General features: G+C 73.8%; 15 protein-coding genes. 5 read left to right on the top strand and 10 right to left on the bottom strand.

Annotated elements, in window-relative coordinates:
* Positions 1–7 precede the first annotated feature (7 nt).
* Together gatA and gatC are read right to left on the bottom strand one after the other, a co-directional pair.
* A complete protein-coding gene (gene gatA, locus J4557_RS06270) occupies positions 8–1,507 on the bottom strand; it encodes an Asp-tRNA(Asn)/Glu-tRNA(Gln) amidotransferase subunit GatA (RefSeq protein WP_208265447.1) in 1,500 nt (499 codons plus the stop codon).
* Entirely contained in the window at positions 1,507–1,806 is a 300-nt protein-coding gene (gatC, locus tag J4557_RS06275; protein ID WP_208265448.1) for an Asp-tRNA(Asn)/Glu-tRNA(Gln) amidotransferase subunit GatC, read from the bottom strand. Before gatC ends, gatA begins: the two co-directional genes overlap by 1 nt.
* Positions 1,807–1,991: 185 nt before the next feature.
* On the opposite strand from gatC, the gene J4557_RS06280 reads away from it, so the two are divergent.
* Positions 1,992–2,243 carry a DUF6458 family protein gene (locus J4557_RS06280; protein ID WP_208265449.1) on the top strand — a complete coding sequence of 84 codons (252 nt, stop codon included), beginning with the start codon at positions 1,992–1,994 and terminating at the stop codon, positions 2,241–2,243.
* Between the two features lie 6 nt (positions 2,244–2,249).
* Here the strand turns inward: J4557_RS06280 and J4557_RS06285 are convergent, their stop codons facing one another.
* The 5 genes from J4557_RS06285 to mnmA all read right to left on the bottom strand — a co-directional run bounded on the left by J4557_RS06285 (position 2,250) and on the right by mnmA (position 9,850).
* A complete protein-coding gene (locus J4557_RS06285) occupies positions 2,250–4,382 on the bottom strand; it encodes a putative bifunctional diguanylate cyclase/phosphodiesterase (protein WP_208265450.1) in 2,133 nt (710 codons plus the stop codon).
* Between the two features lie 254 nt (positions 4,383–4,636).
* On the bottom strand, positions 4,637–6,808 hold the full coding sequence (gene ligA, locus J4557_RS06290; RefSeq protein WP_208265451.1) for an NAD-dependent DNA ligase LigA: 2,172 nt from the start codon (positions 6,806–6,808) through the stop codon (positions 4,637–4,639).
* A 49-nt stretch (positions 6,809–6,857) separates the two neighbouring features.
* The gene (locus tag J4557_RS06295) at positions 6,858–7,862 is read right to left on the bottom strand and encodes a methionine synthase (protein WP_208265452.1); all 1,005 of its coding nucleotides are present in this window, start codon (positions 7,860–7,862) and stop codon (positions 6,858–6,860) included.
* Positions 7,863–7,887: 25 nt separating this feature from the next.
* The gene (locus J4557_RS06300) at positions 7,888–8,706 is read right to left on the bottom strand and encodes an LLM class F420-dependent oxidoreductase (RefSeq protein ID WP_208265453.1); all 819 of its coding nucleotides are present in this window, start codon (positions 8,704–8,706) and stop codon (positions 7,888–7,890) included.
* 67 nt (positions 8,707–8,773) lie between these two features.
* Positions 8,774–9,850 carry a tRNA 2-thiouridine(34) synthase MnmA gene (gene mnmA, locus J4557_RS06305; RefSeq protein WP_208265454.1) on the bottom strand — a complete coding sequence of 359 codons (1,077 nt, stop codon included), beginning with the start codon at positions 9,848–9,850 and terminating at the stop codon, positions 8,774–8,776.
* A gap of 68 nt (positions 9,851–9,918) precedes the next feature.
* Between mnmA and J4557_RS06310 the strand changes: the two genes are divergently transcribed.
* Complete coding sequence (locus J4557_RS06310) at positions 9,919–11,004, top strand: DUF695 domain-containing protein (RefSeq protein WP_208265455.1); 1,086 nt, start codon at positions 9,919–9,921, stop codon at positions 11,002–11,004.
* A gap of 7 nt (positions 11,005–11,011) precedes the next feature.
* On the opposite strand, the gene J4557_RS06315 is transcribed toward J4557_RS06310, so the two are convergent.
* The 3 genes from J4557_RS06315 to J4557_RS06325 all read right to left on the bottom strand — a co-directional run bounded on the left by J4557_RS06315 (position 11,012) and on the right by J4557_RS06325 (position 14,115).
* Positions 11,012–11,923 carry a DUF1206 domain-containing protein gene (locus J4557_RS06315; protein WP_208265456.1) on the bottom strand — a complete coding sequence of 304 codons (912 nt, stop codon included), beginning with the start codon at positions 11,921–11,923 and terminating at the stop codon, positions 11,012–11,014.
* Between the two features lie 74 nt (positions 11,924–11,997).
* Positions 11,998–12,858: a DUF1206 domain-containing protein gene (locus J4557_RS06320; RefSeq protein ID WP_208265457.1), complete on the bottom strand. Its 861-nt coding sequence runs from the start codon at positions 12,856–12,858 to the stop codon at positions 11,998–12,000.
* 81 nt (positions 12,859–12,939) lie between these two features.
* Positions 12,940–14,115, bottom strand: coding sequence for a cysteine desulfurase family protein (locus tag J4557_RS06325; RefSeq protein ID WP_208265498.1), 1,176 nt, complete (start codon positions 14,113–14,115; stop codon positions 12,940–12,942).
* 153 nt (positions 14,116–14,268) lie between these two features.
* On the opposite strand from J4557_RS06325, the gene J4557_RS06330 reads away from it, so the two are divergent.
* From J4557_RS06330 to J4557_RS06340, 3 genes are all read left to right on the top strand, one after another.
* Entirely contained in the window at positions 14,269–14,787 is a 519-nt protein-coding gene (locus J4557_RS06330) for a TetR/AcrR family transcriptional regulator (RefSeq protein ID WP_208265458.1), read from the top strand.
* Between the two features lie 180 nt (positions 14,788–14,967).
* Complete coding sequence (locus J4557_RS06335; RefSeq protein WP_208265459.1) at positions 14,968–16,299, top strand: MFS transporter; 1,332 nt, start codon at positions 14,968–14,970, stop codon at positions 16,297–16,299.
* A 91-nt stretch (positions 16,300–16,390) separates the two neighbouring features.
* Positions 16,391–17,312 (top strand): serine/threonine-protein kinase (locus tag J4557_RS06340; protein WP_208265460.1); only part of this gene is annotated, 922 nt, incomplete at its 3' end.

A 17,312-nucleotide genomic window follows, 5' to 3' on the forward strand; every position in this document is an offset into this window, starting at 1 on the left:
GGGGTGCTCACTTCGCCTCCGCCAGTTCGGGGGCCTTGGCCAGCAACGGGCCGCCCCAGCGCTCTTCCAGGGCCCGCTCGACGGCGGCGCCCACCCGGTAGACGCGGTCGTCGCCGAGGACGGGCGCCATGACCTGCAGGCCCACCGGCAGGCCGTCCGCGAGGCCGCACGGCACGGAGATCGCGGCGTTGCCGGTGAGGTTCGCCGGGATCGTGCACAGGTCGGCCAGGTACATCGCCATCGGGTCGTCCGCGCGCTCCCCGATCGGGAACGCCGTGGTCGGCGTGGTCGGCGAGACCAGCACGTCCACCTGCTCGAACGCCGCGTCGAAGTCGCGCTTGACCAGCGTGCGGACCTGCTGCGCCTTGCCGTAGTAGGCGTCGTAGTAGCCCGACGACAGCGCGTAGGTGCCGAGCATGATCCGCCGCTTCACCTCGGGCCCGAAGCCCTCCGCGCGGGTCAGCGCCATGACCTCCTCGGCGCTGCGGGTGCCGTCGTCGCCGACGCGCAGCCCGTACCGCATCGCGTCGAACCGCGCCAGGTTCGACGACGCCTCCGACGGCGCGATCAGGTAGTAGGCGGGCAGCGCGTACGCGAAGTGCGGGCAGGACACCTCGACGACCTTCGCGCCGAGCGACTCCAGCAGCTCCACGGCCTCGGTGAACCGCGCCGACACGCCCGCCTCGTACCCGTCGCCGGCGAACTCGCGGACGACGCCGACCCGCAGGCCGTCCACGTCGCCGCTGCGCGCCGCCTCCACCACGTTCGGGACGGGCCGGTCGATCGAGGTCGAGTCCATGGCGTCGTGGCCGCTGAACGCCTCGTGCAGCAGCGCCGCGTCCAGCACGTTGCGGGCGAACGGGCCCGGCGTGTCCAGCGACGACGCGAACGCGATGATCCCGTACCGGGACGAGCCGCCGTAGGTCGGCTTCGTCCCGACGATGCCGGTGACCGCCGCGGGCTGGCGGATCGACCCGCCGGTGTCGGTGCCGGTGGACAGCGGCGCCTCGTACGCCGCGACCGCCGCCGACGACCCGCCCGACGACCCGCCGGGGACGCGCGACAGGTCCCACGGGTTGCGCGTCGTCTTGTACGCGCTGTTCTCCGTGGACGACCCCATCGCGAACTCGTCCATGTTCGTCTTGCCGAGGATCACCAGGCCGGCCTCGCGCAGCCGGCTCGTCACCGTCGCGTCGTACGGCGGCCGCCAGCCCTCGAGGATCTTCGATCCGGCCGTGGTCGGCATGTCGGTGGTGGTGAACACGTCCTTGTGGGCGATGGGGACGCCAGCCAGCGGGCCGAGCTCCTCCCCCGCCGCGCGCCGCTCGTCCACCCTGCGCGCCTGCGCCAGCGTGGTCTCCGCGTCCACGTGCAGGAACGCCTCGACCCGCCCGTCCACGGCGGCGATCCGGTCCAGGTGCGCCTGCGCGACCTCGACCGCCGACACCTCGCCCGCCGCCATCAGCTCGCCGAGCTCCGCGGCGCCCTTCCGGAACAGCTCCGCCATCAGGCCTCCTCGTCCAGGATCCGCGGTACGCGGAAGCGCTGCTGCTCGCCGGCGGGCGCGCCGGCGAGCGCCTGCTCCGGCGTGAGGCACGGCCGGACCTCGTCGGGCCGGTACACGTTGGTCAGCGGCAGCGCGTGCGAGGTGGGCGGGATGTCCTCCGCGGCGACCTCCTGCACCCGCGCGACCGCGGAAATGATCTGGTCGAGCTGGGCGGCGAGATGGTCGAGCTCATCGTCGCCGAGCGCCAGCCGGGACAGCCGGGCGAGGTGCGAGACCTCGTCACGGGTGATGGCGGACATGATGAGAAACCGTTCCTGCGATCGATTGGGATACCCGCCATCCTATTGGCCGAGGCCCCGCCGCCCGAACGCTTTACCCCGCCGCGCCGCCTCGCGCCGCCGCGGCGGCGCGGCACGGGCCGTTTCAGATCCTCCTGCGGGGAACGCTCCTCACGTCCACCCCGGGACGACGAGAGGAGCCCGCCGTGACCATCGGCGGCAGCATCGCCCTGATCATCATCGGCGCGATCCTGGCCTATGCGGTCAATTTCCAGTTCAGCGGCATCGACATCCGGCTGGTCGGCGTGATCCTGATGATCGGCGGCCTGATCGGGCTGGTCGTCGGGATCGTCCGGATCGCCTCCGCGCGCCGCAGCGTGGAGCGCCGTCCGCCGCCCGCGATCCGCGAGGAGCACTACTACGAGGACGACCCCTACGAGACCCGGCGCCGCTACTGAGGTCCGCTACGCCGCGGGTTCGGGGGCCCGCTGGACGTTGCGGCGGAGCCAGTCGGTGGCGGTGTCGGCGTCCATCGGGCGGCCGAAGTGCCAGCCCTGGGCGGCGTCGCAGCCCATCTCGCGGAGCAGGCGCGCGGTCTGCGGATCCTCGACGCCCTCGGCGACCGAGCGCAGGCCGAGGGTGCGGACGAGGTCCACGATCGAGCGGACGATCACCGCGTCGTCGGTGGACTCCGCGAGCCGCCCGACGAACGAGGAGTCGATCTTGATCTCCTCGACCGGGAGGCGCTTCAGCCGGACGAGCGAGGAGTAGCCGGTGCCGAAGTCGTCGAGGCTGAGCGGGATGCCGAGCTCGGCGAGCCTCGCGACGGTGTCGGAGGCGTAGGCGGGCTCGCTCATCAGGATCCGCTCGGTGATCTCCAGCTGCAGCGCGGCGGCCGGCAGGCCGCGGGCGAGCAGGCCCTCCTCGATGGTCTCGGTGAGGCCCATGTCGAGGAGGTCGCGCCCGGAGGCGTTCACCGCGACCTGGACGGCGAGGTCCTCGCGCCACCAGGCGGCGGTCTGGGCGAGGGCGGCCTCGACGACGTGGTGCGTGATGGAGCGCATCAGGTAGGTCTGCTCGGCGATCGACAGGAACGCCTCGGGTTCGAGGAGCCCCTTGTCGGGATGGCGCCAGCGCAGCAGCGCCTCCATGCCGACGAGCTGGCCGTCCCGCAGCGACACCTTCGGCTGGTAGAACAGCTCGAGCTCGGACCGGTCGATGGCGCGGCGCAGGTCGCCGAGCATGGTGAGCCGCTCCGGGGAGTTGCGGTCGTTGGCGGGCGAGTAGACCTCGACGCCGGTGCGGCCCTCCTTGGCGTTGTACATCGCGACGTCGGCGCGCTGCAGGAGCAGCTCGAAGTCGGGGGCGTGGTCGGGGAACAGCGCGATGCCGACGCTGGCCTCCAGGTCGAACGACATGCCGTCGAGCCGGACGGGTTCGCCGAGCGCGGCGCGCAGCCGGGCCGCGACCTCGCGGGCGGCGGCCTCGTCCCGGACGGACGGCAGCAGCACCGCGAACTCGTCGCCGCCGAGCCGGGCGACGAGGTCGCCGGGCCGGACGCTGTGGGTGAGCCGGTGCGCGACGAGCTGCAGCAGCCGGTCCCCGGTGGGGTGCCCGAGGGTGTCGTTGACCTCCTTGAACCGGTCGAGGTCGAGGAGGAACAGCCCGGCGCGCTGGTCGCGCTCCTCCGGGACGGCACGGCGGCGCGGCGGCCGGAGCGAGACCGGCCCGCGCTTCGCGGCGCGCCCGGCCGCGCTGCGCTTCTCGGCGCCGCGGGCCTCGGCGAGGGCCTCCTCGGTCCGGACGATCAGCAGCTTGCGGTTCGGCAGGCCGGTGAGGCCGTCGTGCAGGGCCTGGTGCTCGCGCCGGACGGCGACGGAGGCGTTCAGGTAGACGGCGATGAACGGCAGCAGGATCAGCGGCACGAACAGCGCGGACCGGTCCATCGCGATGACCATGAGCGGGGCGAGGCCGAGCAGCGCCAGGTGCACCAGGACCTGGTAGGCGAGGTCCCAGCGCAGCGCCTTGATCAGCGAGACCCGCTCGTGCAGCGCGACGGCCGAGCCGACGAGGGTGTCGTTGCAGAGGAAGTAGACGGTGCCCGCGAGCGCGATGGCGGGCAGGTCGTCGCCGTCGGGGACCCAGGTGCTGGACGGGGTGGCGAGGTCGCCGGCGAGGGCGAGGACGAGCTGGGCGGCGCCGAGGCTGAGGCTGTACTGGGCGGCGTTGAAGGCGATCCGGTGGGGGGTGCGGCCGCGGAAGACCCCGCAGGTCACGACGGCGATCGCCTGGAGCGCGGCGGCGACGGGCAGCCCGGCGTACAGCAGCGCGGCGAAGGCGAACGTGGTGGAGGTCGTGGCGCCGTTGGTCTCGGTGGATCCCGGCGTGATGATCGGCCGCAGCTCGCCGAAGACGATGAAGCAGCCGAGGATCCAGAACACCGGGTTCCCGGCGAGCGCGTCGAGGTCGGCGCCGGTCAGCCCGGCGAACGCGGCGGCGCACACGGCGACGCCGAGCAGGATGACGACGACGAAGTAGATCCACAACGGGGAGCCGCGGCGCGGGGCCGTGTTCCGCGTGTTGTTCGGGTCCTTCATCACATCCTCGGGGGGTTCGGGGGGCCGTCCCCGGCACCGGGCGCACCGGACTCCGGGGCGACTCCCCCCGGATGGTGCGTCCGAAGATTCAGGTGGGTCGTGATGTGAGGGAGAGTACGGCCTTTGCTCAACTTCGCGAAACCGATTGCGTACGTTCCGTTATGCCCCTTCCGTACCGGCCCCTCACCTGTCGGTAGCTGAAGTGTACCCCTGAGTAACGCGACACTGGTGAGGGGCCGCTTAACCACGCCGGGTCATGCGTCCGCGCGCATAGTTACATTTTTGGCCGCATCTGGCCCATCAGCGAGGAGCACCCGGAAGCCCTCCTCCTCCAGGACCGGTACGCCGAGTTTGACGGCTTTGTCGTACTTCGACCCTGGGCTGTCGCCCACGACCACGAAGCCCGTTTTCTTCGACACCGACCCGGACACCTTCCCGCCGAGCCGCTGCACCGCCTCCGTCGCCGAGTCCCGGCTGAACCCCTCCAGCGAACCGGTGATCACCACGGTGACGCCCTCCAGCGGCCGCGGGCCCGCCGCGCCCTCGTCCTCCATCCGGACGCCGGCGGCCCGCCACTTGTCCACGATCTCGCGGTGCCAGTCGACCTCGAACCAGCGCTTGATCGACGCGGCGATCGTCGGGCCGACGCCGTCCACCGCCGCCAGCTCCTCCTCCGTCGCGTTCGCGATCGCGTCCATCGACCCCATCTCGCGGGCCAGGTCGCGCGACGCCGACGGCCCCACGTGCCGGATCGACAGCGCCACCAGCACCCGCCACAGCGGCTGCCGCTTCGCCTTCTCCAGCTCGTCGAAGAGGACCTCGACCGTCTTCTTCGGCTCGCCCTCCTTGTTCGCGAAGAACGACACGACCTTCGGCTCGCCGGTCTTGGGATCGGTCTTCGTCGTCCCCGTCCGCTGGTCCAGCACGAGGCTGCGGATCGGCAGCAGCTGGTCGACCGTCAGGTGGAACAGGTCGCCCTCGTTCTTCACCGGCGGGTCGCTCGGCTCCAGCGGCTGCGTCAGCGCCGTCGCCGCCACGTACCCGAGCGCCTCGATGTCGAGCGCGTTCCGGCTGGCCACGAAGAACAGCCGCTCCCGCAGCTGCCCCGGGCAGTACTGCGCGTTCGGGCAGCGGATGTCGGCGTCGCCCTCCTTCTCGTACGCCAGCTCCGTCCCGCACTCGGGGCACTCGGCCGGCATCTCGAACTCGCGCTCGGAGCCGTCCCGCAGCGCGGTCACCGGCGCGACGATCTCCGGGATCACGTCGCCGGCCTTGCGCAGCACCACGGTGTCGCCGATCAGCACGCCCTTGCGCCTGACCTCGCCCGCGTTGTGCAGCGTCGCCCGCTCGACCGTCGATCCGGCCACCTTGATCGGCTCCATCACGCCGTACGGGGTGACCCGCCCGGTCCGGCCGACGCCCACCTTGATGTCGAGGAGCCTCGTGTTGACCTCCTCCGGCGGGTACTTCCACGCGATCGCCCAGCGCGGCGCCCGGCTCGTCGACCCCAGCCGCCGCTGCAGCGAGAACTGGTCGACCTTCACCACCACGCCGTCGATCTCGTACGCCGGGTCGTGCCGGTTCTCGCCGTAGTAGTCGATGTACTCGCGGACCGCGTCCAGCCCGCCGACGACCTTGTACCGGTCGCTGACCGGCAGGCCCCAGCCGCGCATCAGCTCGTACGCCCCGGACTGGCTCTCCGGCCGCTCGCCGCCCTCCCACGCGCCGAACCCGTGGACGAGCATGCTCAGCGGGCGGTGCGCCGTGACGCGCGGGTCCTTCTGCCGCAGCGACCCCGCCGCCGCGTTCCGCGGGTTGGCGAACGGCTCCTTGCCCGCCTCCACCTGCACCGCGTTGACCTGCTCGAACCCCTCGACCGGCAGGAAGACCTCGCCGCGCACCTCCAGCAGGTCCGGCCAGCCCTCGCCCGCCAGCCGGTCCGGCAGCGCGCCGATGGTGCGGACGTTGTTGGTGACGTCCTCGCCGGTGCGGCCGTCGCCGCGGGTCACCCCGCGCACCAGCCGGCCCTTCTCGTAGGTCACCGCGATCGCCAGGCCGTCGATCTTCAGCTCGCACAGGTAGCCGGCGACCTCGCCGACCTCCTTGACCACCCGCTCGTCCCAGGCCAGCAGCTCGTCGGCGCTCATCGCGTTGTCGAGGCTCTGCATCCGCTCCAGATGCTCGACCGTCGCGAAGTCCGTGGTGATCGGCGCGCCGACCCGCTGCGTCGGCGACCGCGGCGTGACCAGTTCCGGGTGCTCGGCCTCCAGCGCCTGGAGCTCGCGCATCAGCCGGTCGTACTCGGCGTCGGTGACCGTCGGCTGGTCGAGCACGTAGTAGCGGTAGTTGGCCTCGTCGATGCGCTCGCTCAGCTCCAGGTGCCGCTGAGCCGCCTCCGTCGGAACGCCCTCGCTGCTGGTGGTCATGCGCCTATTCTCGCCGCTGCCACCGACAATATGACCAGCGGCACGCCCCCTACTCTGCGGCTTCGTACAGCATCCTCGCGGTGTCGCGGCAGCGTTTGAGGGCGGTGCGGACGTAGCGCGGCGACGCGCCCGCCATCCCGCACGCCGGCGTGATCACGACCTGCCGCGCCAGCTGCGCGGCCGGGAAGCCGAGCCGGCGCCACAGCTCCTTCACCGGCGCGGCGGTCGCCTGGAGGGACGGCAGCGCCGCGTCCGTTCCGGGCACCACGCCGAGGAACAGGCCGACGCCCGCATCGATCGTCTCGCCCACCGCGTCGTCGTCCCGCCTCGGCACGAGGCTCAGATCGACCGAGACCGCCTTCGCGCCCGCGCCGCGCAGCAGCGCGTAGGGCACGTTCCGGGCGCAGCAGTGCACGACCGGGTACGCGCCCGCCGCGTCGATCACCTGCCGCAGCGCGTCCTCGGCGACGGGCGCCTCGACGGCCCGCAGCCGCGCGAACCCGCTGGCCGTCGGGACCGTCCCGGCGAGCGCGGCGGGCAGGCCCGGCTCGTCCAGCTGCACGACGACCTGCGCGGACGGCAGGCGCCGCCGGACGTCGGCGACGTGCGCCGCGACGCCCTCGGCCAGCGACGCGACGAGATCGCGGACGGCGCCCGGGTCCTTCAGCGCGCGGTCGCCGTTCCGCAGCTCGATCGTCGACGCCAGCGTCCACGGCCCGCACACCTGGATCTTGAACGGACCGTCGTGGCCGCCCGCGACCTCCTCCAGGACGTCCAGGTCCCGCGCGAGGTGGTCGAGGGAGCGCAGCGTGTCGCGGCCCGGCCGGTCCGAGAACCGCCAGCCGGACGGCTCCACCCGCACCGGCATGTCCACCAGCAGCCCGGCCGTCCGCCCGGTCAGGTCGGCGCCCGGCCCGCGCGCGGGGAGCTCCGGCAGGTGCGGCAGCTCGGGGAGCTCCCCCAGCACGATCCGCAGCGCCTCGGCCGGGTCGTCCCCCGGATACGACCCGACCCCGGTCGCCGTGCCCGCCTGCCACGGGAAGTCGCTCGTCACGGACGGAACCCTACCGGCGGGACGATCAGAGGAGTTCCGCCAGCCGGTCCAGGCGGCGCAGCGTGTCGTCCTCCGGCTCGGTGGGCAGGTTGAACAGGACCTCGTCGACGCCGGCGCCCTCCAGGCTCCCGATCACCTCGGGCTTCGGCGGGACCGCGAAGACCGTCACCGGGACGCGCCGCCCGGCCCGCTCCCGCAGCTCGGCGATCTGCGCGGCCAGCGCGTCGGTGCCCCGCCCGAAGATCGGCATCCAGCCGTCACCGAACTCGATCACCCGGTCGAACGTCGTCGGCCCGGACCCGCCGATCAGCACCGGCGGGTGCGGGTCCTGCACCGGCTTGGGGTAGGAGAACACCGGGTCGAAGTCGACGAACTCCCCGTGGAACTCCGCCTCGTCCTTCGTCCACAGCTCCTTGACCGCGAGGACGCGCTCGCGCAGCAGCCGCATCCGGGTCTTCGGGTCGGTGCCGTGGTTGCGCATCTCCTCCCGGTTCCAGCCCGCGCCGACGCCCAGCACGGCCCGCCCGCCGGAGATCAGGTCGAGCGAGGCGACCTCGTTGGCCAGCACGATCGGGTCCCGCTGGACGATCAGCGCGATGCCCGTCCCGACCCGCAGCCGCTCGGTCGCCGTCGCGGCCGCGGTCAGGGTCACGAACGGGTCGAGCGTCCGGTAGTAGTGCCGCGGCAGCTCGTCGCCGCCCGGCCACGGCGACTCCCGCTTCACCGGGATGTGCGTGTGCTCGGCCACGAACAGCGACCCGAACCCCCGCTCCTCCAGCGCCCGCCCCAGCGCGGCCGGCCCGATCCCGTCGTCCGTCACGAACGTCGACACACCGAATTCCACAGCACCCTCCAAGCGCACAAGAGCTCATTGACTCGCGGCAAGTCAACGCATGGTCATGGGGTGCTCGTCAAGCGGGGACGCGGGCGGTCTCGGCGATCGTGGCGGAGGCGAGGACGCGGTCGCCCTCGTAGAGGACGGCGGCCTGGCCGGTCGCGACGCCGCGCGCCGGGGTGGCGAGCCGGATGCGCAGGCCGTCGCCGTCCCGCTCGGCGGTGCAGGCGTAGACCTCGCCGTGCGCGCGGAGCTGAACGTGGCAGGCGAACGGCCCGGCGGGCGCCTCCGCCAGCCATACCGGCCGCTCCCCGGTGATCTCGTGGACGTCCAGTTCCTCGCGCGGGCCCACGGTCACGGTGTTGATGACCGGCGAGATGTCCAGGACGTAGCGGGGCTTGCCGTCCGGGGCGGGGACGCCGAGCCGCAGCCCCTTGCGCTGCCCGATCGTGTACGCGTACGCGCCGTCGTGCTCGCCGACCCGCGTCCCGTCGGTGTCGACGATCGGGCCGGGCGCCGAGCCGAGCCGCTCGGCGAGGAACCCGCGGGTGTCGCCGTCCGCGATGAAGCAGATGTCGTGGCTGTCCGGCTTGTCGGCCACCTGGAGGCCGCGCCGCTCCGCCTCCCGCCGGATGTCGGCCTTGGTGGTGTCGCCGAGCGGGAACATCGCGTGCGCGAGCTGCTCGGGCGTGCAGACCGCCAGCACGTACGACTGGTCCTTGCCCTCGTCCACGCCGCGGCGCAGGACGCCGCCGTCCAGCCGCGCGTAGTGGCCGGTGCAGACCGCGTCGAAGCCGAGCGCCATCGCCCGGTCCAGCAGCGCCGCGAACTTGATCTTCTCGTTGCAGCGCAGGCACGGGTTCGGGGTGCGGCCCGCCGCGTACTCGCTGACGAAGTCCTCGACGACGTCCTGGTGGAACCGCTCGGCGAGGTCCCACACGTAGAACGGGATGCCGATCACGTCGGCGGCGCGGCGCGCGTCCCGGGAGTCCTCCAGGGTGCAGCAGCCGCGCGCTCCCGTCCGGTACGACTGGGGGTTGCTGGACAGGGCCATGTGGACGCCGGTGACGTCGTGCCCCGCCTCGGCGGCGCGGGCCGCGGCCACCGCGGAGTCGACGCCGCCCGACATGGCGGCGAGTACGCGCAGAGTCATAGTGCATCCGAGCGTACGCGGCGTCCGAGGGTCGGTCGTCGTCGTTTCCGCGTACGATGAGGCGGGTTATGGGAATCTTCCGCCGCCCGCGCGAGTCCTCCGCCGCGACACCGCCCGCGATCAGCGAGTTCTGGGAATGGTGGGCGCAGGCCCGCCCGACTCTCGAGGCGTCGCTGGCGGCCTCGGGCGCCGACCCGGAGGACGCCGGCGGCCCGGCGCCCGGCGAGGGGCTGTCGGCGGAGGCGATCGAGGAGCTGTCCCGGCGCGTCCACCGGATCCACCCGGACCTGCAGTGGGAGATCGGCGGCGCGGACGACCGCGCGCCGTCCCTGACGATCACCGGCGGCGGCGACCCGGAGCTGCGCGGGCTGACCGAGCGCTGGTTCCGCGCCGCCCCGGCCGGCGCGGCGGCCGGGGGCTGGACGTTCCATCCCGCCCGCCGCCCCGACCTGGAGATGCTGTCGCAGGACCTGGTCCTCGGCGAACACGAGTTCGACCTGGAGTACGTCCGGCTCGGCATGCGCGCCGACGCCGACCGCGCCCGGGTGCACATCACCGCCTACCACCCCGACTTCCTGTTCGTGTCGGAGGAGCAGCAGGTGGCGGTGGCCCTGCACGTGCTGGACTGGGCGCTCGGCGAGGACGACGTGGCCCGCTGGATCGGCGAGGTCTCCATCGCGACGGAGGCGCCGATCGACTCGCTGCCGCCGTCGATGCTGTCCGCGGTCGTCGAGCAGATCGCCGAGCCGTTCAGCGAGCCCGCCTGGCTCACCGGCGAGGGCCGCACGCCCCGCGGCCACCCGGCCCGGCTCGGCGCCCGCTTCCCGCTGCACCGGCAGGACTACCCGCTCTGCGACCTGCATGTGGCGATCACCGTCCCGTACGCCAACGCCAACCCCGACCGGCTCCCGGTCGAGCCGTCGTCGGGGGCGCTGCGGGCGTTCGAGAAGAAGCTGACCAAGCTCGGCGACCGGGCGGTCCTCGCGGTCCGCGAGACCGGGGACGGCCTGCGGGTGTTCCACCTGTACGCCGACCCCGACTCCGGTGTGATCGCCGAGCTGGACCAGCTCGCCGCCGGGTGGAGCGAGGGCAAGGCGAAGGTCGCCTCGACCGCCGACCCCGGCTGGAAGGCCCTGGCGCCCTACCAGCCGTGAGGCGCGTCTAGCGGACCTGGGGCAGCAGCCGGCGGGCGCCTCCGCGGCGGCGGCCCGTCCGGCGCCGGCCCCGGACCCCGTTCCGGACGGCCTCCACCTTCCGCCAGCGCGCCTCGCAGAACGAGTAGACCCCGAAGACCAGCAGCCCCGCGGCGACGACGATCAGCAGCCACGGTCCCGCGGGGGTCCCGGCGAACTGGCGCAGCGTTCCGTCGAGCCCCTTGGCCTTGCCGGGGTCGAAGGTGACGGCCGCGTACCCGAGGAAGACCCCGACGCCGCCGAAGACGACGCCGCGGGAGGCGCGGCCGACGACCCCGAGCGTCTTGACGACGGTCCGGGTGCGGGGACCCATCCGCCCGGTGTTGAGGCGTTCGAGGAACTTGCGCCGGACGGCGCCGACGACGCTACCGACGCCCCAGGCCAGGAAGCCGACGCCGACGGCCAGGACGAGCCAGCGTCCGCCGGGGTGCTCCATCGCGCGCGCCGTGTACGTCTTGGACTGCTCGTTGCTGGAGTTCCCGCCCTGCCCGAGCACGAAGTTCAGCATGGTGGCGAAACCGGCGGAGTAGAAGACGCCGCGGCCGAAGGACGCGAGCCGCTTGGTCGCCTTCCTGCCGTCCGCGGTGGGCTGCCCGAAGGCCGCCTCGGAGAAGCGCCAGAGGGCGAGCCCGGCGAACCCGGCGGCCAGCAGCCACAGCATCGCGGTGCCGCCCGGCCTGTCCGCGACCGTCTGCAGCGCTCCCTGCTTGTCGGCCTCCCGCCCGCCGTCGCCCAGCCCGATCTGGACGGCGAGCCAGCCGATCAGCAGGTACAGCACGCCCCGCGCCACCAGACCCGACCGGCAGAAGACGTGGAACGCCTTGTGTCCCGCAACCTGCCGGCCGGCCCGCTCCATGCCGTCGGCCGCATTCGTGGTCATCGTCCGTCCCTTCCCGTCGCGAACGGCAGAGCTGTGCCCGGTAGCGAGTCGGTCAAACTCCGCCAAAGCGCAGCTCAAGCGCCGGGAGGCCCGTCGTCCTGCGGTTCGACGGCCTCGACCTTGCGCCACCGGACCTCGCAGAAGGAGTAGAGGCCGAAGGTCACCACGCCCAGGGCGATCACGGCCAATCCCCAGCCGCCGGCCGGGGTGGCGGCGAACTCGCGCAGCACGCCGTCCAGCCCCTGGGCCCGGTCCGGCTCGAAGGAGATCGCCGCGTAGGCCAGGAAGGCGCCGACGGCGCCGCCGATCAGGCCGCGCGCGATGTTCCCGACCATCCCGAGGGGCTGGACGATCCAGTGCGCCACCGGGCCCATCTCGTCCGTGGCCAGCTCGTCGCGGAAGGCGCGCCGTCCCGCGTTGACCAGCGTGACGGCGCCCCAGACGACGAAGCCCGCGCCGACGGCGAGCACCGCCCACCGGCCGCCGGGCTCGGCCATCGCCCGCGCCGACATGGCGCGTGACTGCTGGTCGCTCGACGTATGGCCCAGCCCGAAGAGGAAGCCGATCGTGCCGACGCACCCCACGGTGTAGGTGAGCCCGCGGAAGGCGGCCGGGAACCGCATCCGCTTGCGCCGTCCTTGGGGAAGGGGACGCCCGTACAGTGCCTCGGCGAACTGCCACAGGGCCAGCCCGGCGAACCCCGCGGCGAGCAGGCAGAGGACGGCCCAGCCGCCCGGCCGGTCGGCGATGGCGCGCAGCGCGCCCTGCTTGTCGGCCTCCTTGCCGCCGTGCCCGGAGGCGATCAGCAGCGCCAGCCAGCCGATCAGCAGGTAGAGGACGCCGCGCGCGGCGAGGCCGGCGCGCGAGAGGCGGTGGAACCAGGGGTGCCCGGCCGCGCGCCGCCCGACGTCGCGGGCCGTGTCCTTCGCCGCCATCTCACCTTCCTTGAACGGCAACGCCGTCCCCGTTCAAGGAACGGTCAAACCCGTCCGCCGAGGGGCGGCAGGCGGCTGCGGTCAGGACAGTCCGGCGCGCCGCGCCCGTTCGACGGCGGGGCCGATGGCGCCGGCGAGGGCCTTGACGTCGGCTTCGGTGGAGGTGTGGCCGAGGGTGAAGCGCAGCGAGCCGCGGGCCCGCTCGGGGCCGGTGTCCATCGCCATCAGGACGTGGCTGGGCTGGGACACACCGGCGGAGCAGGCCGAGCCGGTCGAGCAGGCGATGCCGCGGGCGTCGAGCAGCATCAGCAGCGCGTCGCCCTCGCAGCCGGGGAAGGAGAAGTGGGCGTTGCCGGGGAGACGGTCGCCCGGGTCGCCGTTGAGGATCGCGTCGGGGACGGCGGCGCGGACCGCGTCGATGAGCCGGTCGCGCAGGTCGGCGAGGCGGCGGGCCTCGGCCTCACGGCGGGCCACGGACGCCTGGACGGCGGCGGCGAACCCGGCGATCGCGGGGGTGTCGAGCGTCCCCGACCGGACGTCGCGCTCCTGGCCGCCGCCGTGCAGCAGCGGCACCGGGTCGAGGAACAGCGGTTCCTTCGGCTTGGCGAGCAGGAGCGCGCCGACGCCGACGGGGCCGCCGAGCTTGTGGCCGGTGATGGTCAGGGCCTGCGCGCCGCTGGCGGCGAACCGGACGGGCAGGTGCCCGGCGGCCTGGACGGCGTCGGTGTGCAGCGGGACGCCGCGCTCGCGGGCGACGGCGGCCAGTTCCGGCACGGGCTGGACGGTGCCGACCTCGTTGTTGGCCCACATCACGGTGGCGAGCGCGACGTCGTCGCCACTGCCGAGGGCTTCGCCGAGCGCCTCGGGGAGGACGCGGCCGAGGCCGTCCACGGGGATCCATTCGACGGTGGCGCCCTCGTGGTCGCCGAGCCAGGCGACGGCGTCGAGGACGGCGTGGTGCTCGACGGCGCCGGCGAGGACGCGGACGCGGGCCGGGTCGGCGGCGCGGCGCGCCCAGTAGAGGCCTTTGACGGCGAGGTTGTCGGCCTCGGTGCCGCCGGAGGTGAACACGACCTCGCTCGGCCGGGCGTCGAACGCCTCGGCGATGATCTCGCGGGACTCCTCGACGACCCGGCGGGCGCGGCGGCCGGCCGCGTGCAGCGAGGAGGGGTTGCCGAGCTCGCGCAGCTCCGCGGTCATCGCCTCGATGGCCTCGGGCAGCATCGGGGTCGTCGCCGCATGGTCGAGGTAGGTCACCACGCGCTCAACAGTATCCGCGCGGCCGCTGTTCCCCGAGGGCGCCCGGGAGCCTGCGGGAGCGGCGGTGGGAGGGACGCCGTGAGCTGGGGAATAAGGGCAGGGAGACCGCGGTTGGCGTGTATACCGTCCGGCCGGTACAGTGGAATGGTCATGAAACGCGAAGCCCTCCTCGACGCTGCGGAGTCCGTGCTGTTCGAGCACGGCACGCAGGCGCTGACGCTCGCCGCGGTCGCGGACCGCGCGGGGGTCAGCAAGGGCGGGCTGCTCTACCACTTCCCCACCAAGGAAGCTCTGGTCAAGGCCATGGTGGCGCGGGTCATCGAGGAGTTCGACGGCCTGATCGCCTCCTACGACGACGGCACGCCGGGGTCCTACACCCGGGCCTATGTCGAGGCCACCTTCGAGATCCTCGGCGGGGAGGCCCGCGCGTACCGACGATGGTCGGCCATCACGGCCGCCGCGGCGGATCCGGAGCAGGCCGAGCCGCTGAACGAGGCGATGCGGCGCTGGCACGGCCGCGCTCCCGCCGACGACCCGGACCCGGGCGCCGCGCAGGTGGTCCGGCTGGCGGCCGAGGGCCTGTGGGAAGTGGTGAGCCACGCGCCCGAGCTGTACGACGGGGAACAGCTCGCGGCACTGAAACGGCGGCTGCTGGCGGTCCTGCCGTAGCACGCCGGTGACCTGACGCAGGGCGCCGCCCCCGGCGCCCACCCGGCACCGTCCGAGACGCTCCCGGCCCCTTTCCGGTCTGGAGCGTTCCATGACGCCCGGATCCCCGTCACAGACGAACCACCGCGCACACGCGTGCGCACGCATCGCATGCGCGACGAGCCGAGAAAGAGGTGAACCATGCTGTCCCGTGCCCGTACGGGGACGTTCCTGACCTTCGCACTGGCGGGCCTGCTCACCGGAGTGTGGGTGGCCAGGATGCCGGCGCTGGCCGGGAAGTTCGGGACGTCCGAGGGCGAGATCGGCATCGTCGTCCTCATCTGGGGCCTCGGCGCGATCGTCGCGATGCAGGTCCTGCGCGGCGTCATGGCGCGGGCCGGGAGCCGCGACGTGCTGCGGGTCGCGCTGCCGCTGACCGCGCTGTCCTACGCGGGCGTCGCGCTCGCCCCCACCTACGGGCTGCTGCTGGGGGCCGTCGCGCTGTTCGGCATGACCTTCGGGATCACCGACATCGCGATGAACGCCCAGGGCAGCGTGGTCGAGCAGGCGTACCGCCGGTCGATCATGAGCGGGATGCACGCCGGCTGGTGCGTCGGCGCGATGAGCGGCGGCCTGTACGGCGTCGCGACCGCGGCGGCGGGGCTCGGCTTCACCACCACCGTGCTGGTCGCCGCGCTGGCGGCGGTGCCGCTCGGCCTGGCGCTCGGCCGCACCTACCTCCCCGACGGCTACCCGGTCGACAGCGGCGCGGTGCCCGCCGCCGCGCTGCCCGCCGCGTCCGGGACGGGCCGGGCCGCCCGGCGGCTGCCCGTCGCCGTCTACCTCATCGGCGTGCTCGCGTTCATCGCGTTCATGACCGAGGGGTCGATCGCCGACTGGAGCGGGCTGCTGCTGCACGACGAGCTGCACGCCTCGCAGGCCCTCGCCGCGCTCGGCTACCCGATGTTCGAGCTGGCGATGCTGTTCGGCCGGCTGGTCGGCGACCGGGTCCGGATGCGGCTCGGCACCCGCCGGCTGCTGACCGGCGCCGGGATCGGGACCGCGCTCGGCATGACGGCCGTCGTGCTGGCGCCGTCCGCGCCCGTCGCGATCGCCGGGTTCTTCGTGACCGGGCTGGTGGTCTGCACGGTCGTGCCGACGACGATCTCGCTGGCCGGGACCGCCGCGCCGGGCCGCCCGGCCGCCGCGGTCGCGCAGGTCGGCGCGATGGGCTACGGCGGCCTGCTGCTCGGCCCGGTCGTGGTCGGGTTCCTGTCGGACGCGACGTCGCTGCGCGTCGGCGTCGGCGTGGTCATCGTGCTGGCGCTGCTGATCGCGGCCGGCGCCCGGCTGCTCCCGCTCCGGTCGTTCGCCGACGTCTCGGCGCACTCCCCGGAGGCGGCGGTCGCCGCGGCCGAGGCGCCGCGGGCGGCGGAGATCGCCGCCGCCGAGGCGACGCAGGCCGCCGGGGTCGCGTCCGGCGCGTCCGGCGACGACCCGAACGGCACGCATCCGGAGCCCATCGCCGCCTGACGCCGGTCACGCCGCCCCCGCCGGAGGCACCCTCCCCGGACGAGGCGATGATCCGGTATAAACGCCCTCTAATCCAAGGACGGGGCGGCATATGGGCGACTGGCGGGTTCCGGGGTACAGCGAGCTGCGGGTCCTCGGGGAGGGAGCGCAGGGCCGGGTCGTCCTGGCGCGGCACGACGGCACGGGACGGCCCGCCGCCATCAAGTACCTCGCCGGGGCGCTCGCGGACGACGCGGAGTTCCGCGAGCGCTTCCGCCGCGAGGCGGACCTGCTGCGGCGGCTGCGCCACCCGTTCGTCGCCCGCCTGTACGGGCTGGTCGAGACGGCCGACGGCGCGGCGATCGTGATGGAGGCGGTGGACGGGGCGTCGCTGAAGGCGGTGCTGGCCCAGAGCGGCCCGCTGGCGCCCGAGGCCGCGCTCGCGGTGCTGAAGGGCTCGCTGCTCGGCCTGGCCGCCGCGCACGACCTGGGCATCGTCCACCGCGACTACAAGCCCGCCAACGTGATCGTCCGCGGCGACGGGTGCAGCAAGCTGATCGACTTCGGCATCGCGGTGGAGGCCGGGGAGGGCGGGCGGTCCGGGACGCCCGTCTACATGGCGCCCGAGCAGTGGCGGGGCGAGCCCGCCTCCCCCGCCACCGACGTCTACGCCGCGGCGTGCGTGTTCTTCGAGTGCGTGACGGGGCGCCGCCCTTACACCGCCGAGGACCAGGTCGGGCTGATGGGCCGCCACCTGACCGCGCCCATCCCGGTCGCCGACGTCCCCGAGCCGCTGCGGCCGCTCATCGAGCGGGGTCTGGCCAAGAGCGCCTGGGACCGTCCGCTCGGCGCCGCCGCGTTCGTGACCGAGCTGGAGTCCGCGGCGGCCGGCGCCTACGGCCCCGACTGGGAGAGCCGCGGCGTCCGCACGCTCGCCGGCGCCACCGCCGCGCTGTCCCTGCTGTTCCCCCTCACCGCGCTCGGCCTCGGCTCGGGCGGCGCCGGAGCGGGCGCCGCCGCGGGCGGCGCGGGCG

Source organism: Actinomadura nitritigenes, assembly GCF_017573545.1.
Lineage (GTDB): Bacteria > Actinomycetota > Actinomycetes > Streptosporangiales > Streptosporangiaceae > Spirillospora > Spirillospora nitritigenes.